Source organism: Streptomyces sp. NPDC017202, assembly GCF_044331705.1.
Classification (GTDB): Bacteria; Actinomycetota; Actinomycetes; order Streptomycetales; family Streptomycetaceae; genus Streptomyces.
The window spans coordinates 123,901-142,564 of sequence record NZ_JBIRNP010000004.1 but is presented as its reverse complement, the minus strand read 5'-3'; the positions used below and the strand labels follow the sequence as shown (position 1 = coordinate 142,564).

The window sequence follows — 18,664 nt, the reverse complement described above, 5'->3', positions numbered from 1 at the left end:
TCGCGCCCCGTCCCCGGCCCGGCAGGCCCTAGGCTAGAAGGCTGACCGACCCCCATGCGCAGGAGAAAAATGGCCGTCAACCTGGTCAATGTCGAGAACGTCAGCAAGGTGTACGGCACCCGTGCGCTGCTCGACGGTGTCTCGCTCGGTGTCTCCGAAGGGGACCGGATCGGGGTCGTGGGCCGCAACGGCGACGGCAAGACCACCCTGATCCGCATGCTCGCCAAGCTGGAGGAGGCCGACACCGGGCGCGTCACCCACTCCGGCGGGCTGCGCCTGGGCGTCCTCACCCAGCACGACTCCCTCGACCCGGCCGCGACCGTGCGGCACGAGGTCATCCGGGACATGGCCGACCACGAGTGGGCCGGCAACGCCAAGATCCGCGACGTCCTGACGGGCCTGTTCGGCGGGCTCGACCTGCCCGGCTTCCCGCAGGGCCTGGACACCGTCATCGGGCCGCTCTCCGGCGGCGAGCGGCGCCGCATCGCGCTCGCCAAGCTGCTGATCGACGAGCAGGACCTGATCGTCCTCGACGAGCCGACCAACCACCTCGACGTCGAGGGCATCGCCTGGCTCGCCCGGCACCTGCGCGAGCGCCGCTCCGCGCTCGTCTGCGTCACCCACGACCGCTGGTTCCTCGACCAGGTCTGCACCCGCATGTGGGACGTGCAGCGCGGCGCCGTCCACGAGTACGAGGGCGGCTACTCCGACTACGTCTTCGCGCGCGCCGAGCGCGAGCGGATCGCCGCGACCGAGGAGGTCAAGCGGCAGAACCTGGTCCGCAAGGAGCTGGCCTGGCTGCGGCGCGGCGCGCCCGCGCGGACGTCCAAGCCGCGCTTCCGGGTCGAGGCCGCCAACGAGCTGATCGCCGACGTGCCGCCGCCACGGGACAGCAGCGAGCTGATGAAGTTCGCGTCGTCGCGGCTCGGCAGGACCGTCTTCGAGCTGGAGGACGTGACCGTCCAGGCGGGCCCCAAGGTGCTGCTCCAGCACGTCACCTGGCAGCTCGGCCCCGGCGACCGCATCGGCCTGGTCGGCGTCAACGGCGCCGGGAAGACGTCCCTGCTGCGCGCCCTGGCCGACGCCGCCCGCACCGGGGGCGAGGCCCAGCCGGCCGGCGGAAAGGTCGTCGTCGGCCGCACCGTCAAGCTCGCCTACCTCTCCCAGGAGGTCGGCGAACTCGACCCGAACCTGCGGGTCCTGGAGGCCGTCCAGCAGGTGCGCGAGCGCGTCGACCTCGGCAAGGGCCGCGAGATGACCGCCGGGCAGCTGTGCGAGACGTTCGGCTTCGGCAAGGAGAAGCAGTGGACGCCGGTCGGGGACCTGTCCGGCGGTGAGCGCCGCCGCCTGCAGATCCTGCGGCTGCTGATGGACGAGCCCAACGTCCTCTTCCTCGACGAGCCCACCAACGACCTCGACATCGAGACCCTCACCCAGCTGGAGGACCTCCTCGACGGCTGGCCCGGCTCGATGATCGTCATCTCCCACGACCGCTTCTTCGTCGAGCGCACCACGGACCGCGTCTTCGCCCTCCTCGGCGACTCCGCGCTGCGCATGCTCCCGCGCGGCATCGACGAGTACCTGGAGCGCCGCCTGCGGATGGAGGAGGCCGCGGCCGCCGCCGTGCCCGCCGCGCAGCAGAAGGCGGCGCCCGAGAGGAGCGCCGCCGACCAGCGCGCCGCCAAGAAGGAACTCCAGAAGATCGAGCGCCAGTTGGACAAGGTCTCCGAGAAGGAGGCCAAGCTGCACGCGCGGATCGCCGACAACGCCACCGACTTCGCGAAGGTCGCCGAACTGGACGCCGAGCTGCGCTCCTTGGCCGGCGAGCGGGAGGAACTCGAGATGCGCTGGCTGGAGTTGGCCGAGGACGCGTGAGAGGACGCATGAGGGAACGCGTGAACCGACCGGCATGACCGAAACACGCCCCCGCGGAGTCGGGGGGCTCCGCGGGCGGGCGGCGGGCACGCGCGGGGCGGGCGCGGGCACGCGACCCGGCGCGCGGTAGCGGCGCACGCGCCGCGTGAAGGGGGCGTGAAGGCGCATAACGGCGGCATCACGGCCCGGTCCGCCCTTGGGAACAGCGGCGGACGCGGGCCCCTTCACCGTCGGTGCCGGGTGATAGAAAGAGCCGTCCGGGACTTTCCGAGCACGAGTCCGGGCCCGTCACGAGCCTCAGGGCGTGGCTAAAAATCAGTGAGCGAGGGGGAGACGCTGATGACTCAGCCGCCCAACCAGCAGCCGCCGCAGGGCGGTTCCGGAGCACCGCAGGACCAGCCGCCCCAGCCGCCGCAGGGCGGCTTCGGCGCGCCGCAGATGCCGGTCCCGCCGGGCCCGCCCGCCCAGCCGCCGCAGGCCCCGCAGCCCGGCTACGGCTATCCGCAGCAGCCCCCGCAGCCGGGGCCGTACGGTCAGCCGGCCGGCCCCTACGGCGCACCGGCCGCACCGGGGCCGTACGGGCAGCAGCCGCCGCAGCCCGGACCGTACGGGCAGCCGCCGCAGCCCGGACCGTACGGGCAGCCGCCGCAGCCGGGGCCGTACGGTCAGCCGGCCGGCCCCTACGGGCAGCAGCCCGGCCACGGTTTCCCGCCGCCTCAGTTCCCCGGCGCCCCCGGCACCCCGCAGCCCGGTTCCCGCAACCCCTTCAAGGGCAAGCCCGCCCTGGCCGTCGGCGCCGCGGTGGCGGCGCTGCTGGTGATCGGCGGGACGGTGTTCGCGGTCACGGGCGGTGACGACGGCGGCGGCGAGAAGAAGCCGGTCGCCGGACCGAGCGACGACGGCAAGCCGTCGGCGAGCGACAGCCCCGTCAACCCGGGTGACGGCAGCGGCGACGGCGGCGAGGACCCCGAGGACTTCAACGCCGACCGCAAGAGCGGCGAGGCCAAGGTGCTCTGGTACAAGGAGGCGCCCGACGCGCCCGCCTCCGGCGCCGACGCCCCCGGCATGTGGATCACCTCCAAGACCGCGGTGAAGGCCGCCTACAAGGAGGTCGTCGGGTACGGCGTCGGCGACGGCAAGCCCGCCTGGGACACCATCGCCCTGCCGCAGAAGATCTGCGCGGTCACCCCGCGGAAGACGGCGACCGACAAGATCGTCGTGGCGTACATGAACGGCACCAGCGACCGCGCCAAGTGCAACCAGCTCCAGCAGATCGACCTCGACACCGGCGCCAAGGGCTGGACGGGGACGGTTCCCGACGGCGCGCTGTTCGACAGCGCCATCACCATCGAGCTGTCCGTCGCGGGCAACACGCTGATGGTGGGCCGCTCGCAGTCGGGCACCGCGTACGACGTGAACACCGGCAAGAAGCTCTGGGAGAAGAAGAAGTACGGCGACGCCTGCTTCCCGACCGCGTTCGCGGGCGGCGCCAAGCTGATCTCCGTGGCCTCCTGCGACGCGACCGGCGCCGACGAGCACGACGAGCTGCAGGAACTGGACCCGGCGACCGGCAAGGTCAAGTGGACCCAGAAGTTCGACAAGGGCTGGACGGTCGCCCGCGCCTACTCCCTGGACCCGCTCGTCGTCTACAGCACCAACAAGGACAAGAACGCCTGGAACATCTCGACGCTCAAGCCGGACGGCACGTTCCGTTCGCAGGTCGGCGTCGACGAGGACTTCGCCCCCGAGTGCGGCTGGGCGATCCTCCAGCGCAACCTGACCGGCTGCAAGGGCACGGCCGCCGACGCGAACACCCTCTACCTGCCGACCAAGGCGACCACCGGGGCCAACGAGATCGTCGCGATCGACCTCGCCACCGGCAAGGAGAAGTGGCGCGTGAAGTCCCCGGCGGACGAGTCGATGCTGCCGGTGACCGTCGAGGGCGGCAACCTCGTCGCCTACGTCGAGCCGTCGTACGACGCCGCCGGGCGGGTCGTGTCGATCCCGACCGCCGGTGCCGCGCACACGCCGTCGACGCTGCTCCAGATGCCGGAGAGCACGATCGAGCTGGAGGACAGCTTCTTCTCCCGCGACCTCGCCTGGGCGGCCGGCCGCTTCTACCTCTCCTCCACCCGGCTGGCGGGCAGCGACGACTCGAAGGAGAAGCTGATGCTCGCCTACGGCAAGTGAGGCGGGCGAACCCGGCCGGGGCGGTCCGCCACGGCCGGCCGGCCGGGCCGCCACCCCGGGCCGTCCGGCCCGGAGCGCACGGCCCTCTGGCCGTCGCCCGTCCACCCCGCGTCCGCGAGGTCCCGTACTCCCGTCCCCGTCTCTGCCCGCGTCATCCCGAGGTACCCACACCATGACCCAGCCGCCGCCTCCGCCCCCGAACCAGCCGCCCCAGGGCACCCCCGAGGACCAGCCCCCGCAGCAGCAGGGCACCTCCGGCGCACCCCAGGACACCCCGCCGCAGGACACCCCGCCGCAGGACACCCCGCCCCAGGACGCGGCTCCCCCGCAGGGCACCCCCGAGGCCCCCGGGGCACCGCAGCCGCAGGACCCCCCGCCCCCGCCGCAGGACGCTTCCGGCACGCCCGCCCCGCAGACCCCGGCTCCGGAGTCACCCCAGCACCCGGCCCCCGAAACCCCTGCCTCCGCGGCACCCCAGACCCCGCCGCCCGCGGCACCGGCGGCTCCGCCCGCGGGCCCGCAGCTCAGCAAGACCCCGCAGGCCGAGGCCGGTTACGGCTATCCCGCCGGGCCCCCGCAGGCACCCGCGGGACCGCCCCAGCCCCCGGCCGGCCCCGGTTACGGCTATCCGCAGGCGGCCCCGCCCGTCCAGCCGCCCCCGCCCCCGGCGGGCCCCGGCTACGGCTACCCCGGCCAGCCGGCTCAGCCGGGCCAGCCGAACCCGTACGCCCAGCAGCCCCCCGCCCCCTACGCCCCGCAGGCCCCCTACGGCCAGCAGGCGCCGTACGGTCAGCAGGCGCCGTACGGTCAGCAGCCGGGCTACGGCTACCCGGGGCAGCCCGGTCAGCCGGCCACGCAGGGCTACCCGGCTCCGCACGCCTACCCGACCCAGCCGGCCTACCCGGGTCACCCCGGTCAGCCCACCGTGCCGATGCAGGCGCCGCCCGCCCCCGCCGGCGGTGGCCGCAAGGTCAAGGCCCAGGTCGCGATCATCGTCTCGGCCGTCGTCGCGATCGCGCTGATCATCGGCGGTGGCGTCTGGTTCGCGAACTCCGGCGGCAAGAAGGACGACACCGCGAGCACCGCCGGTACGACCGGCGGTGGTGGCGGTGGTGACGACAAGGGCGGCAGCGGCGGCACGACGTCGGCCGGCGGCACGGAGAAGGTGCCCGGCGACCCGGCCTCCGAGGTCCTCTTCCAGATCCCGTCGCCCGCGGTCGCCAAGGACGACAGCGTCGTCGTGAGCGGCTCCTGGCTGACCGAGAAGGCGTACGTGAAGTCGGGCGTCGCCGAGATCGTCGGCTACGACCCCGACAAGGGCACGAAGCTCTGGACGATCAAGCTGCCCGGCCCGGTGTGCACGGCCAGCCGCAAGACCACGGCGGACGGGAAGACCGCGGTGGTCTTCCAGCCGAAGATGCCCGCCAAGGACTCCTCCGCCGGATGCAGCGAGGTCGCCGCGATCGACCTCAACGCGGGCAAGCAGCTGTGGCACAAGAACGTGACGGTCGGCGACTACCCGGTCACCTTCGACAACGTCACCGTCAGCGCGAACACCGTCGCGCTGGGCGCCACCGAGGGCGGAAGCGCCTTCGACATCACCACCGGCAAGGTGCTGTGGTCCCCCAAGGCGGCCGACACCTGCTACGACGCCGGTTACGGCGGCGGCGCGAAGCTGGTCGCGGTGCGCAAGTGCGGCAAGTACGACGCGCGCGAGCTGCACATCCAGACCATCGACCCGGCCTCCGGGAAGGTGCTCTCGGAGTACAAGATGGCGGCCGGCATCGAGTACGCGGCCGTCGTGTCGACCGACCCGCTGGTCGTGGCCGCCGACGTCGGCGACAGCGCCCAGGACGGCAGCGGCATCTCCGACTTCTTCTCCATCGACAACAAGACCGGCAAGCTGCTGACCAGGATCTCCGCGCCGGGCGACCAGTTCGCGGCCCGCTGCGACGGCATCACCGAGATGGAGAAGTGCTCCGGCATCGCGGTCGGCCCGAACCGGCTCTACCTGCCGACGGAGGAGCACGACGGCACCGGCGAGTACAGCCGGACCAACGAGGTCGTCGCCTTCGACCTGACCACCGGCAAGCAGACCGGCCAGCGCGCCGACGCCGGCGACGGCCACGTGCTGACCCCGCTGCGCACGGACGGCGAGAACGTCATCGCCTACAAGCGTCCGCCGTACGACGAGGGCGGCCAGATCGTCAGCATCGACGGCGGCACGTTCAAGCAGACGACGCTGCTCCAGAACCCGTCGACGGAGGCGGTGCGCGACGCGGAGAGCAGCATGCTGCCCGAGCACTCCGAGATCATCTACGCGCAGGGCCACCTGTACATGGCCGCGGTCTACGCGGACGACTACAGCTCCGGTGACAAGGAGTACCTGGCGCTCGCGTTCGGCGCGGCCGGCTGATCGTCCCGCCACCGCCGTGACGGCCCCGCCCCTGCTCAGGGGGGCGGGGCCGTCCGCGTACCGCCCCCCGCCCCCGCGGGCGGGGAACTTCGGCGATCCGGGGCCCTTCTCGCCGGTAGGGGGAGCGCGGCGTCGAACAAGCGTGTAGCTTCCGGGGGCATGACGACGGGGTGCCGGGGGGCACCTTTCGGCTGTCCGCGCGTGCCCGTCCGCACGTGTGCCGGTACGGGCTTTGCCCGGGTGCCCGTGCGGGCATCCATGGGGGGACTGGGGGGTGGGGTTGCTCGATGGGAGTGCGGCTGATGGTGGTCGACGACCACCGACTGCTCGCCGAGGCGCTGGCCTCGGCGCTGAAACTGCGGGGGCACCGGGTGCTCGCCGCGACGGCGCCCGCCGCGGGCGCGGCGGAACTGGTGATCACCCGGGCGCCCGAGGTGTGCCTGCTGGGCACGGCGACCCCGGACGGGCCGGGCTTCTTCGACCCGGTCGTCCGCATCAAGCGGGAGCGGCCCCAGGTGGCCGTCCTGGTGCTGGGCCCGGTGCCGAACCCGCGCGGCATCGCGGCGGCCTTCGCCGCGGGCGCCTCCGGCTACGTACGCCATGACGAGCGCATCGAGGGAGTGGAACGGGCGATCATGAAGGCGCGGTCGGGGGAGGCGGCGGTGGCCCCCCAGCTCCTGCAGGCCGCCTTCGGCGAACTGCTCAACCCCGCGGCCCAGCCCGACGACGAGGGCCGGCGCCTCCTCCAGCTCCTGACCCCCCGCGAGGTGGAGGTCCTGGTCCGCGTGGCCGACGGCGAGGACACCCGCCTGATCGCCGCCGGCATGGGCATCGCCCCCTCGACGGCCCGCACCCACGTCCAGCGCGTCCTGATGAAACTGGACGTCGGATCGAGACTGGAGGCGGCGGCACTGGCGGCGCGGACGGGCCTGCTGGACCGCGCGGGCCCGCTGAAGCGGGGGCTCCGGGACACGGAGGCGGGGCCGGAGCTCCCGTAGGAACTCCGGCCCCGCGCGGGGCACCGTAGAACGTGGCCGCCCAGGACAAGCGCGACGCGAGCAACTCCTTCGAGGGGACGTCCGCGCATGCTTCCCGACGGGTTCGACGGCAGGGCTATGGTCATAGGTACGGTGCGACGATGGAGCACGAAGGAGGATCCCCGGTCATGACCGCCCATGCCGCAGAACCCGTACCGGCCGTCCCGCCCATGCCCGAGCGGACTCCGAAGGCGTTGCGCGAGGCCATCGCCCAGCACGCCCCGCAGCTGCTCGCCGACTTCGACGAGCACTGGAAGTGGGCCGTCGCGGACGCGTACGACATCAGCACCGTGCCCGCGTTCATGGCCCGGTGGTGGGGTGAGTACGCGATCGCCCGCGACGTGAGGCTCGATGCCCTGGTGACGGATCTCGAACACCGTGCGGCCGATTCCACCGACCTCGCCGAAGCCAAGCAGCTCCTCGAAGAGGTCTCCCACCTCCGCTACGAGGCGCAGCGGCTGGAGCCCGGCCAGTGACCGGTGAGGGGTTCATGGGCCCGCCCTGGCAGATGGACTGGACGCTCAAGGCCCAGACGGCCCGCGATGTGCTGCCGGAGCGCGTGCGGAAGATGATCGACGCGGTGCGCGCGGAGATGGTCACCGCGACCGATCCCTACTTCCGTGGTATCGACGCCGACACGCACCTCCCCGACGACATGAAGGTCCGGCCGGTTCGCTCCAGCGATCCGAAAGGTTCTCGCATCTTCTTCTTCGACCATGGGCACGGCTGGCTCAGGTACACGTTCGTGCGGCGCGTCGAGGACCCGCAGATCATCGTCGAAGAGATCTTCTGGCAGTGACCCGGCACGGACACGGGGCCGGAACGGCGCCTGAGAGCGGATTCTCCGCCGAACTCGAGCCGAGGAGCGCGGCCACCTCCTTGGCCGTTCAACCCGCTCAGTCTCGACGGTGACCACCCGACCACCCGGGATCGTCTGGACGCTGTTGTCGCCGCAGAGCGCGGGACGCTCATCCGCCGAGGACGGGCGGGCTCATGCGAACGGTCAGTCAACGAGGGCGGTGGCTTCGATCTCGACCAGGACGCCGGGCTCGAAGAGGCAGTCGACGCCGATGAGCGACGAGGGGGGAAGGGGCAGCGACAGCCCGATCTCGTCCGCGACGCTTTCGAGACCGGCCATGAAAGCGTCCATCTTCCCCGGCTCCCACTGGGTGACGTAGACCGTCAGCCGCACCACGTCGTCGAACGTCGCGCCGGCACCGGCGAGACCGCGTGCGGTGTTCCGCAACGCCTGCGCGACCTGCCCGGAGAGATCTCCGACGGCGACGGGCGTCCCGTCCGCGAGAACAGAGATCTGCCCACTGACGTGGACGTGCTTGCTGCCCGTGCCGACGGCGACGTGGTGGTAGGGCGTGGGCTGCAACATGCCTTCGGGGGTGAAACGCTGGACGGGCATGAGATCTCCTTGTGAGGTGACGGACCTGGTACCTCTTTGATATCTAGGAGATGCAGGACACTTCAACGAGACCAGGTTTCATGAGCGATACCGCTGCTTTTCACGACGACGAGCTGAGCATCTCCGCGCCGCACCGCGAACTGCTCGACCAGGTGCTGGACAAATGGTCGTTGAGCGTGCTCGGCGAACTGTGCGAGAGACCTTGCCGGTTCAACGACCTGCGCCGCGCGATCCCCGCGGTCACCCAGAAGTCGCTGACCGCCACCCTGCGCAGACTGGAGCGCAACGGCATCGTCGAACGCCAGGTCGTGAACACCCGTCCGGTCGCGGTGGAGTACCGGATCACTCCGCTGGGGAAGACGATGCGCCCTCCCGTCGACGTCCTCCTGGAGTGGGCCCGGGTGTACATGCCCCAGATCGAGAAGGCACGAGAGGCCTACGACGCCATGTGAGCGGCGGGCGAGTCAGGGCACCGCACCCGGGGTTGTGCGCGCGAGACCGCTTTCACAGGGCGCCGTTGCGTATGTCTTCGAGGAGGTGGGCGAGGGCGACGGTGTCGGTGGTGAGTGCGGTGGCAGGGGTGTCACTCTCGCGAAGGTGGATCGCTCCTCGGGAGGCGGCGAGTTCGACGCAGTCGTTTCCCTCGCCGCCGCCGGAGAACGTGGACTTTTGCCAGTGCGGGGTGTGGTCCATTGGGTGCCTCACAGCCCTTCGCCAAACGGTGGATGACGGGAAGAACTTGCCCCTGGCCAAGCCGTGTCTCCTTGGGGAAGTCGGCCCCCTCGCAACAGAGTCATCCTGCCGTGCGAAGTTGCATGCCACTGTGGCACAAGTGGTGACCGGTACCCCTGTGGGAGGCGCGGGCTGACTCAGTGCACGTGCCATTCGTCCGCTGGAACGCAGTCGTGCATGGTGCAGGCCCAGTCGTTGGGCCTGCCGAAAACCAGCCGGGTGAGCAGAACGTCGCCGGCCCGCTGTGCGCGCGGATTCATCCCCAGTTGCTGCGAGCCGATGTCTCCTTCGGTGGTGATCTCGATGTCCCTGCCGGTCCTTTCCAGGTACGCGGTGAGCTCGGCCGAGAGTTCTGAAGGGGGCCTGCCTACCAGCCGGATCCCGTCGAAAGTGACCTGAGGACCGGACAGGGCGTCGACAGCGATGCAGGTCAGTCCCATCGGACCGACGTAGTAGGCCGTGACGGCATTGCGGTGGAACGGGGTGTCGGCTGCACGAGATCTCGTGCGCAGGTGCCGGAAGGGGCCGAACGTGCCGATGTCCGAGGCGGTGTCCGAGGTGAACCCGTATGCCTCCATCGCGGCGGTCGCCTCGTGCACGCTCATGCCGAAACGCAGCGGGCCGACGCGCTCGAGCGGCGAGTAGTCCCACTGCACCCGGTCGCATTCGTCGACCACCGCCCACGGGTCGGGCCACATGTTCGGCGACTCCTTCGGACTCCGGTTACTGGACGAGCGTCGCCGACCTTATCGGGTGCGGTAAGTAACCGGCATGATCCGCCCGCCGGGAGAGACCCTAGTGGCCTGCGTTAGCTCGTATGCCTTCGAGGAGGTGGGCGAGGGCGGCGGGGCTGGTGGTGAGGGCGGTGGCGGGGGTGTCGCTCTCGCGGAGGTGGACGTGGGTGGGGGAGGCGGCGAGTTCGACGCAGGCGTTGCCTTCGGCGCCGCCGGAGTACGTCGACTTCTGCCAGTGCAGTGCCTCAACCATGGGACGCCTCACAGTTCCTTCGACAGGCGGTGGACGAAGTCGCGGGACGCGCAGGGGTCGAGCGTCGCCCTCTCCACCTTACGGAAAAGCGTTCGAAGCATTTTCAGTTGAGGTTCCGCGTCGATGAACGCCGTGCCGGTCGCTCCCTCCCGTAGCCCGGTGTCGAGTTGGGGGACCGGCCCGTCCATGTACATCATCGAGGCGCCGGCGCCACCGAAGCCGTCCTGGTCGATGGGGATGACGCGCACGGTGACGTGCTCCTGCTCGGTCTGCTCCAGGATCCGCAGGAATTGGGCACGGGACACCTGGCGGTCGGCGACGCGGATGCGCAGGGCGAACTCATGGACGATCACCTCGTACGGAGTGGGCGCGTCGCCCTCGATGACACCGCGCCGCTTCATGCGGTGCTCCACGCGCGGCGTCAACTCGCTGTCGGGCAGTTCAGGGCGCATGTATCCGAAGACGGCTCGGGCGTACTCCGGGGTCTGGAGCAGCCCGGGAACGTAGGTGATGACGACTTCACGCAGCAGCGTCGCATGGTGCTCCGCCTCGGCCAGGTCCAGGTTCACCGGCGGCAGGACGCCCCGGTACTCCTCCCACCAACCGCGCGTGCGGTCGGTCGCCATGGCCACCAGAGCCTCGATCAATTCCTCGTCCGTACAGGCATAGTGGGCCGCCAGGCGGCGAACACGCTCTGCACTCACGCCCGCCACGCCGGACTCGATCTGGCTCATCTGGACTGCGTCAGCACCCAGTAGCGCGGCGGCTTCTCGTGCCTTCATGCCCGCGGCCTCGCGGAGTTTGCGCAGCTCGGCACCCAATCGCACCCTGCGGGCCGTGAGGTGTCTCTTCGGTGGCAACCGGCGTCTCCTCGTTGCAACTGCCCTGCTGACGTACCTCGTTCGAGGGTCAGGATAGGGCAACGGCTTGCGCCTTCCTAATGTTAGGAAATACCTTCGGTGACGCGTTGAACACTCTGCGGAAGCGCACCGCGTCGTCCTGTCCGGGCGGCTGCGGCACTGCCACCGCACCCTCACCCACCCGCTTCTCCCCTGGAGCTGACGCATGCCCGAAAGCACCCCCGACACCTGGGAGTACTCCCTCTACGTCCCCCACGACGTCAGAGCCGTCCCGGTCTGCCGCCGCACCCTCCGTCTGATCCTGACCGTGCACGGGCTGATCAACCTGGTGGACACCGCGGAGCTGATCGCCTCGGAGCTGGTCTCCAACGCCGTGCTCCACACGAAGGGCCCGGCGGCGCTGCGCATCCGCTGGGCGGACGGTGTCCTGCGGGTCGGTGTGTGGGACGCCGACCCGGAGCCGCCCGACCCGCCGCGCGAGGTGGCGGACCTGGCGGACGCCGAGAACGGGCGCGGCACCGCACTCGTCCGGGCCTGCGCGCAGGTGTGGGGCTGGCACCCGCTGTCCCGCTTCGGGCACCGGGGCAAGTTCGTGTGGTGTGACGTGCCGGTGGCATAGCTCGTTGAGCTGATCGCACAGAGAGGAGAGCCGATGGTCGGCTCGTCGCACGAGGCCATGCACCGGATCTTCCAGAAGGATCCCGCGCTGCTCACGCGTGCCCTGCAACAGGTGTTGGGTGTTCCCTTTCCCGAGCCGTACGACTTCGCCGGGATGAACGTCGATCTCACCGAGATCGAGCCCGTCGAGCGGCGGGTGGACACGCTGTTGCGGGCGGAGACGGATGAGGGGGCGTACCTGCTGGTGGTGGAGTCGCAGGGGAAGCGGGACGAGAGGAAGCGGGGCAGTTGGCCGTACTACCTGAGCTATCTGTACGAGAAGTACCGGTGCGAGCCGGTGTTGATCGTGGTCACGCAGAACAGTGCCACGGCCCGGTGGGCGGCCGAGCCGATCCACCTCGGGGTGCGGGGGTGCCCGTCGCTGACGGTGCGGCCGTTCGTGCTCGGCCCGGACAACGTGCCGGTGATCGCGCAGGCGTCACAGGCCGAGCGGGACCCGGCGCTCGCGGTGCTGTCGGCGATGACGCACGGCCGGGGGCCGCACGTCGCGAGCATACTGGAATCGCTGGTGGCCGCCCTGAAGACGCTCGACGCGGACACCGCCGCGGTCTTCGTGCAGTTCGTCGACTCCTGCCTGGCGGAACCCCGGGCACAGCAGATGTGGAGGGACCTGATGACGACGATGCAGTACTTCTGGCGACACCCGCTCGCCGAGGAGGTACGCGGCCAAGGACGCGAAGAGGGCGTGGAACTGGGGCGAATTCAGGATCGCGCCGAAATGACGCTGAACATCCTGCGCTGGCGCGGCATCGACGTGCCCGACGACGTCCGCGCGCGGGTGCAGGCCTGCACCGACCTCGACCAGCTGACCACCTGGTCCCAGCGTGCCGTTCACGCCACCACCGCCGCCGACCTCTTCACCGGCGAGTAGGCCCGTCACCGTCTCTCACCACCAGCCGCACGCACGGCCGCACGTGTACGGGACCGGACCCCGCCCCCTCACGCGGAATCCGGCCCCGTACGCACGCCCGGAAGGACCCCTCAGTCCTTCGGCTCCAGCGCCTCCGTCGGCAGCTGGGCCGGCGGGACCGACGGGCGGAGCTTCAGCCAGACCAGGAAGAAGATCCCCAGGGCCAGCATGCCCAGGCCCGTCCACAGGTTGATGTTGATGCCCTGGGCCTTGTCGATCTCCGCGTCGCCGTCGGTGATGCCGACGATCGTGACGATGACGCCGTAGAGGACGAACAGGCCGCCGATGATGCGGCGCAGGTCGAAGATGCGGGCGGCGGTCGCCGACTTCTGCTCCAGCTCGGAGACCTCGCGCTGGACTTCGGCCTCGGAGTAGCCGGCCTTGCGCAGCCGCTCCTCCGCTTCCGCCCGCTCGGACGGTTCGAATTGCTCTGACATGGTTCTTCCATCCTCCCGCGAACAGCGTCAGCAGGCTCGGGCGGGCTCAGAACGAGAACGGGATGTAACAGGCGGCGGCGAGGACGATCGCGCTCCAGCCCAGCAGCGCCGGTCGCCGGTACCAGGCGTCGTCGCCCTCGGCGGCCGGTTCGGCCATGCCGGGCGAGACGGTGCCGTAGACCAGGCCCTGGAGTTCCTCGGCCGGCTTGGGGGCGGTGAACAGGGACACCGCCACCATCACCACCGCGCCCGCGACGAAGCCGGCGATGGCGGAGACGAAGTTGGCGCCCTGGTCGGTGGGGATGCCGATGACGTCCTGCTTGTAGAGGACGAAGTAGTTGACCATCGCGGCCGTGGTGCCCGCGAGCAGGCCCCAGAAGCCGGACTTCTTCGAGGCGCGCTTCCAGAACATGCCGACGATGAAGACGACGAACATCGGCACGTTGAAGAAGGAGAACAGCGTCTGGAGGTAGCTCATGATGTTCGAGAACGACGAGGCCAGGAACGCCGTGCCGATCGACGCCACCACGCCGATCGCCGTGATCAGGCGGCCGAAGCGGACGTAGTAGGCGTCCTCGCGGCCCCGCACCACGTACTTCGCCCAGATGTCGCTGGTGAACACCGTGTTGAAGGACGACACGTTCGCCGCCATGCCCGCCATGAACGCGGCCAGCAGACCGGTCACCGCGATGCCCAGCACGCCGTTGGGCAGCAGCTGTTCCATCAGGTAGGGAATCGCGTCGTTGTACTGGAGGTCGGAGTCCGCCGTGCCGATCTTCGGGACCAGGACCGCCGCCACCAGGCCCGGGATCATCACCAGGAAGACGATGAAGATCTTCGGGAAGGCGGCGATCAGCGGGGTGCGCTGGGCCGCGGAGAGGTTCCTCGCGGACAGGGCGCGCTGCACCTCGGCGAAGTTCGTCGTCCAGTAGCCGAAGGAGAGCACGAAGCCGAGGCCGAGGACGATCGTCAGCCAGTTCGCGCCCAGCGGGTTGTCGCTGCCGATGCCGGTGCCGCCCCAGGCGCTGACGAAGTTGTCGCCCTTGGCCGCCGTCAGCGAGTCGGTCAGGCCGTCCCAGCCGCCGGTCTTCTTCAGGCCCAGCACCGTCAGCGGGATCAGGGCCGCCAGGATCACGAAGAACTGGAGCACCTCGTTGTAGATCGCCGACGACAGGCCGCCCAGCGTGATGTACGCCAGCACGAAGAAGCCCGCGACCACGATCGCCACCCACTGCGGCCAGCCCAGCAGCGCCTCGACGACGATCGCGAGGGCGTACAGGTTCACGCCCGAGATCAGGATGGCGGCGAAGGCGAACAGGGCCGAGCTGAACAGGTGCGCGCCCTTGTCGAAGCGCAGCAGCAGGAACTCGGGGACCGAGCGGACCTTGGAGCCGTAGTAGAAGGGCATCATCACCAGGCCGAGGAAGACCATGGCGGGGATGGCGCCGATCCAGTACCAGTGGACGGTGTACGCGCCGTACTGCGCGCTGTTGGCGGCCATGCCGAGGATCTCCGTGGCCGCCAGGTTCGCCGAGACGAAGGCGAGGCCGGTGATCCAGGCGGGCAGCGAGCGGCCCGAGAGGAAGAAGTCGAGACTGGTCTTCACCGAGCGGCGCGCGGCGAAGCCGATGCCGAGGACGACCACGAAGTAGATCGCCATGATCGTGTAGTCGAGCCAGTTGGTCGGAAGCCGTAGCTCAGCCGCGAGATACGTGGGGGTTCGCATGCACTGCTCACTTCGCTTGGTGGTCTTTGTTTGGTTGTGGTGGTGACTCTCGTGGGGGATTGTGGTTTGATGTGTTTAGTTCTGTTGGAAGCTTGTTCTGCTCGCTCTGTTCGACAGGAAGCGAGCCCCGCTCGACGTGAAGCCTGACGCGCTTCGCTCGGTGTACGGATGGAGAGCCGCGGTGAAGAAGACCTCGACCCGCCTGGCCGACGGTCGTGAGCTCATCTACTACGACCTGCGGGACGACGCGGTGCGCGACGCGGTGGACCGGCGTCCGCTGGATCCCACGGTCACCACTTCGGAGGTACGCCGGGACCCGCTCCTCGGCGACTCGGTCGCGATCGCCTCGCACCGCCAGGGGCGCACCTACCACCCGCCGGCCGACGAGTGCCCCCTGTGCCCCTCGCAGGGCGACCGGCTGAGCGAGATCCCGGACTCGTCGTACGACGCCGTCGTCTTCGAGAACCGTTTCCCCTCGCTGGCCGGCGATTCCGGGCGCTGCGAGGTGGTCTGCTTCACCTCCGACCACAACGCCTCCTTCGCCGACCTCACCGAGGAGCAGGCGCGACTGGTCCTGGACGCGTGGACGGACCGGACGTCCGAGCTGTCGCATCTGCCCTCCGTGGAACAGGTGTTCTGCTTCGAGAACCGCGGTGCCGAGATCGGTGTGACGCTGGGTCACCCGCACGGGCAGATCTACGCCTACCCGTTCACCACGCCCCGCACCGCCCTGATGCTGCGCCAGGTGGCCGCCCACAAGGAGGCCACCGGCGGCGAGAACCTCTTCGACGCCGTCCTGGAGCGCGAGCTCGCCGGCGAGCGGGTCGTCCTGGAGGGTGAACACTGGGTCGCCTTCGTGCCGTACGCCGCGCACTGGCCGTACGAGGTGCACCTGTACCCCAAGCGGCGGGTGCCCGACCTGCTCGGCCTCGACGAGGCCGCGCGCACAGAGTTCCCCCAGGTCTACCTGGAACTCTTGAGGCGCTTCGACCGGATCTTCGGGGAGGACCAGCCCCTCACGCCTTACATCTCGGCCTGGCACCAGGCCCCGTTCGGCGCGCTGGAGGAGTTCGAGGGCGTCAACCGCGACGACTTCGCGCTGCACCTCGAGCTTTTCACCATCCGCCGTACGTCCGGCAAGCTGAAGTTCCTCGCGGGTTCCGAGTCCGGCATGAACGTGTTCATCAACGACGTGCCGCCGGAGCACGCGGCGAAGCGACTGCGAGAGGTAGCGAGTTGATGAGCGGCAAGTACTTGGTCACGGGCGGCGCGGGATACGTCGGCAGCGTGGTCGCCCAGCACCTGCTGGAAGCCGGACACGAGGTCGTCGTCCTCGACAACCTGTCCACCGGCTTCCGCGAGGGCGTCCCCGCGGGCGCCGCCTTCATCGAGGGCGACATCCGCGACGCCGGGAAGTGGCTCGACGCCTCCTTCGACGCCGTCCTCCACTTCGCCGCGTTCTCGCAGGTCGGCGAGTCCGTCGTGAAGCCCGAGAAGTACTGGGAGAACAACGTCGGCGGCACCATGGCCCTGCTCGGCGCCATGCGCGAGGCCGGCGTGCGCAAGCTCGTCTTCTCCTCCACCGCCGCGACCTACGGCGAGCCCGTCAGCACCCCCATCACCGAGACCGACCCGACCGCGCCGACCTCCCCGTACGGCGCGTCCAAGCTCGCCGTCGACCACATGATCACCGGCGAGGCCGCCGCCCACGGGCTGGGCGCGGTGTCACTGCGCTACTTCAACGTGGCCGGCGCCTACGGCGCGCAGGGCGAGCGGCACGACCCCGAGTCGCACCTCATCCCGCTCGTCCTCCAGGTCGCGCAGGGCCGCCGCGAGGCGATCTCCGTCTTCGGCGACGACTACCCGACCCCCGACGGCACCTGCATCCGCGACTACATCCACGTCGCCGACCTGGCCGAGGCCCACCTCCTCGCCGTCGAGGCCGCCACCCCCGGCGAGCACCTCATCTGCAACCTCGGCAACGGCAACGGCTTCTCCGTCCGCGAGGTCGTCGAGACCGTCCGCCAGGTCACCGGCCACCCGATCCCCGAGGTCATGGCCCCGCGCCGGGGCGGCGACCCCGCCGTCCTGGTCGCCTCCGCCGCCACCGCCCGCGAGCGGCTCGGCTGGAACCCGTCCCGCGCGGACCTCGCGGGTATCGTCGCCGACGCGTGGGAGTTCACGCAGAAGATCGCAAAGGAGCGGTAAGTGGGGGCAGAGCAGCAGGTCAGCACCGGCTTCGCCGAGCTGTACGGGACCACGCCCGAGGGCGTGTGGGCGGCCCCCGGCCGCGTCAACCTGATCGGTGAGCACACCGACTACAACGACGGCTTCGTGATGCCCTTCGCGCTGCCGCACACCGCGGTCGCCGCGGTCTCCCGCCGCACGGACGGCCGTCTGCGCCTGCACTCGGCGGACGTCGAGGGCGGCGTCGCCGAACTGCGCCTCGACGACCTCGCACCCGAGTCGGACCGCTCCTGGACGGCGTACCCGGCCGGCGTGGTGTGGGCGCTGCGCGAGGCCGGGCACCCGGTCACCGGCGCCGACATCCACCTCACCTCCACGGTCCCCTCGGGCGCGGGCCTGTCCTCCTCGGCGGCCCTGGAGGTCGTCGTCGCCCTGGCCCTGAACGACCTGTTCGAGCTGGGCCTGCCGGGCTGGCAGCTCGCCCGCCTGTGCCAGCGCGCCGAGAACGTCTACGTCGGCGCCCCCACCGGCATCATGGACCAGACCGCGTCCGCCTGCTGCGAGACCGGCCACGCCCTGTTCCTCGACACCCGCGACCTGTCGCAGAAGCAGATCCCCTTCGACCTCGCCGCCGAGGGCATGCGCCTGCTCGTCGTCGACACCCAGGTCAAGCACGCCCACAGCGACGGCGAGTACGGCAAGCGCCGGGCCGGCTGCGAGAAGGGCGCCGCCCTGCTGGGCGTCGACGCCCTGCGCGACATCCCCTACGCCGAGCTGGACGCGGCGCTGGAGCGGCTCGGGGACGAGGAGGAGGTCCGCCGGCTGGTCCGGCACGTCGTGACCGAGGACCAGCGGGTGGAACGCGTGGTGTCGCTGCTGGAGTCCGGCGAGACCCGCGCGATCGGCCCGCTCCTGGTCGAGGGCCACGCCTCGCTGCGCGACGACTTCCGCATCTCCTGCCCCGAACTGGACCTCGTCGTCGACACCGCCCTGGCGAACGGCGCCCTGGGCGCCCGCATGACCGGCGGCGGCTTCGGCGGCTCCGCGATCGTCCTCGCGGAGGCGGCCGACGTCGACACCATCGGCAAGGCGGTCGAGGAGGCCTTCGCGGCGGCGGGCTTCACGGCCCCGAGGATCTTCGAGGCGGTCCCCTCGGCCGGCGCCCGCCGCCTGGTCTGACCCCCGGCAGCCCCGAGCGACCCGCGCCCACCGAGG

19 protein-coding genes are annotated in these 18,664 nt (G+C 70.6%); 12 read left to right on the top strand and 7 right to left on the bottom strand.

All coding sequences use genetic code 11. The features are described 5' to 3' along the window. Window positions 1–69: 69 nt before the first annotated feature. The 6 genes from ACH4N1_RS10700 to ACH4N1_RS10675 all read left to right on the top strand — a co-directional run bounded on the left by ACH4N1_RS10700 (window position 70) and on the right by ACH4N1_RS10675 (window position 8,317). Window positions 70–1,875 carry an ABC-F family ATP-binding cassette domain-containing protein gene (locus ACH4N1_RS10700; protein ID WP_398096164.1) on the top strand — a complete coding sequence of 602 codons (1,806 nt, stop codon included), beginning with the start codon at window positions 70–72 and terminating at the stop codon, window positions 1,873–1,875. A gap of 339 nt (window positions 1,876–2,214) precedes the next feature. After that, window positions 2,215–4,065, top strand: coding sequence for a PQQ-binding-like beta-propeller repeat protein (locus tag ACH4N1_RS10695; RefSeq protein WP_398096162.1), 1,851 nt, complete (start codon window positions 2,215–2,217; stop codon window positions 4,063–4,065). A 172-nt stretch (window positions 4,066–4,237) separates the two neighbouring features. Continuing rightward, on the top strand, window positions 4,238–6,481 hold the full coding sequence (locus ACH4N1_RS10690) for a PQQ-binding-like beta-propeller repeat protein (protein ID WP_398096160.1): 2,244 nt from the start codon (window positions 4,238–4,240) through the stop codon (window positions 6,479–6,481). A gap of 287 nt (window positions 6,482–6,768) precedes the next feature. Beyond that, window positions 6,769–7,479: a LuxR C-terminal-related transcriptional regulator gene (locus ACH4N1_RS10685; protein ID WP_398096158.1), complete on the top strand. Its 711-nt coding sequence runs from the start codon at window positions 6,769–6,771 to the stop codon at window positions 7,477–7,479. A 167-nt stretch (window positions 7,480–7,646) separates the two neighbouring features. Next, entirely contained in the window at window positions 7,647–7,994 is a 348-nt protein-coding gene (locus tag ACH4N1_RS10680) for a hypothetical protein (protein ID WP_398096157.1), read from the top strand. After that, window positions 7,991–8,317: a hypothetical protein gene (locus tag ACH4N1_RS10675; protein WP_398096155.1), complete on the top strand. Its 327-nt coding sequence runs from the start codon at window positions 7,991–7,993 to the stop codon at window positions 8,315–8,317. Before ACH4N1_RS10680 ends, ACH4N1_RS10675 begins: the two co-directional genes overlap by 4 nt. Window positions 8,318–8,521: 204 nt before the next feature. On the opposite strand, the gene ACH4N1_RS10670 is transcribed toward ACH4N1_RS10675, so the two are convergent. Further along, window positions 8,522–8,932 (bottom strand): RidA family protein, encoded by a 411-nt coding sequence (locus tag ACH4N1_RS10670; RefSeq protein WP_398096153.1) that lies wholly within the window; start codon window positions 8,930–8,932, stop codon window positions 8,522–8,524. Window positions 8,933–9,012: 80 nt separating this feature from the next. On the opposite strand from ACH4N1_RS10670, the gene ACH4N1_RS10665 reads away from it, so the two are divergent. Next, window positions 9,013–9,384 carry a winged helix-turn-helix transcriptional regulator gene (locus tag ACH4N1_RS10665; RefSeq protein WP_398096152.1) on the top strand — a complete coding sequence of 124 codons (372 nt, stop codon included), beginning with the start codon at window positions 9,013–9,015 and terminating at the stop codon, window positions 9,382–9,384. 52 nt (window positions 9,385–9,436) lie between these two features. On the opposite strand, the gene ACH4N1_RS10660 is transcribed toward ACH4N1_RS10665, so the two are convergent. The 4 genes from ACH4N1_RS10660 to ACH4N1_RS10645 all read right to left on the bottom strand — a co-directional run bounded on the left by ACH4N1_RS10660 (window position 9,437) and on the right by ACH4N1_RS10645 (window position 11,511). Continuing rightward, window positions 9,437–9,625: a DUF397 domain-containing protein gene (locus ACH4N1_RS10660; RefSeq protein ID WP_398096150.1), complete on the bottom strand. Its 189-nt coding sequence runs from the start codon at window positions 9,623–9,625 to the stop codon at window positions 9,437–9,439. A gap of 176 nt (window positions 9,626–9,801) precedes the next feature. After that, window positions 9,802–10,362, bottom strand: a complete 561-nt coding sequence (locus ACH4N1_RS10655) for a hypothetical protein (RefSeq protein WP_398096149.1) — start codon at window positions 10,360–10,362, stop codon at window positions 9,802–9,804. A gap of 97 nt (window positions 10,363–10,459) precedes the next feature. After that, entirely contained in the window at window positions 10,460–10,651 is a 192-nt protein-coding gene (locus ACH4N1_RS10650; RefSeq protein ID WP_398096147.1) for a DUF397 domain-containing protein, read from the bottom strand. 8 nt (window positions 10,652–10,659) lie between these two features. Beyond that, window positions 10,660–11,511 (bottom strand): helix-turn-helix domain-containing protein, encoded by an 852-nt coding sequence (locus ACH4N1_RS10645; RefSeq protein WP_398096145.1) that lies wholly within the window; start codon window positions 11,509–11,511, stop codon window positions 10,660–10,662. Between the two features lie 205 nt (window positions 11,512–11,716). On the opposite strand from ACH4N1_RS10645, the gene ACH4N1_RS10640 reads away from it, so the two are divergent. Together ACH4N1_RS10640 and ACH4N1_RS10635 are read left to right on the top strand one after the other, a co-directional pair. Beyond that, window positions 11,717–12,130, top strand: coding sequence for an ATP-binding protein (locus tag ACH4N1_RS10640; RefSeq protein WP_398096143.1), 414 nt, complete (start codon window positions 11,717–11,719; stop codon window positions 12,128–12,130). A 33-nt stretch (window positions 12,131–12,163) separates the two neighbouring features. Then, a complete protein-coding gene (locus ACH4N1_RS10635; RefSeq protein ID WP_398096141.1) occupies window positions 12,164–13,060 on the top strand; it encodes a hypothetical protein in 897 nt (298 codons plus the stop codon). 110 nt (window positions 13,061–13,170) lie between these two features. Here ACH4N1_RS10635 and ACH4N1_RS10630 read toward each other — a convergent pair whose 3' ends face one another. Both ACH4N1_RS10630 and ACH4N1_RS10625 read right to left on the bottom strand, forming a co-directional pair. Continuing rightward, entirely contained in the window at window positions 13,171–13,536 is a 366-nt protein-coding gene (locus tag ACH4N1_RS10630; RefSeq protein WP_398096139.1) for a hypothetical protein, read from the bottom strand. Window positions 13,537–13,582: 46 nt separating this feature from the next. Continuing rightward, entirely contained in the window at window positions 13,583–15,262 is a 1,680-nt protein-coding gene (locus ACH4N1_RS10625; RefSeq protein ID WP_398096137.1) for a sodium:solute symporter family protein, read from the bottom strand. Window positions 15,263–15,443: 181 nt separating this feature from the next. On the opposite strand from ACH4N1_RS10625, the gene galT reads away from it, so the two are divergent. The 3 genes from galT to galK are packed head-to-tail and all read left to right on the top strand — an operon-like array spanning window position 15,444 to window position 18,628. Continuing rightward, window positions 15,444–16,502 carry a galactose-1-phosphate uridylyltransferase gene (galT, locus tag ACH4N1_RS10620; RefSeq protein ID WP_398096136.1) on the top strand — a complete coding sequence of 353 codons (1,059 nt, stop codon included), beginning with the start codon at window positions 15,444–15,446 and terminating at the stop codon, window positions 16,500–16,502. Further along, window positions 16,502–17,470, top strand: coding sequence for a UDP-glucose 4-epimerase GalE (gene galE, locus ACH4N1_RS10615; protein ID WP_398096134.1), 969 nt, complete (start codon window positions 16,502–16,504; stop codon window positions 17,468–17,470). The genes galT and galE overlap by 1 nt, the downstream gene beginning before the upstream one ends. Beyond that, complete coding sequence (gene galK, locus ACH4N1_RS10610; protein ID WP_398096132.1) at window positions 17,471–18,628, top strand: galactokinase; 1,158 nt, start codon at window positions 17,471–17,473, stop codon at window positions 18,626–18,628. Window positions 18,629–18,664: the final 36 nt, after the last annotated feature.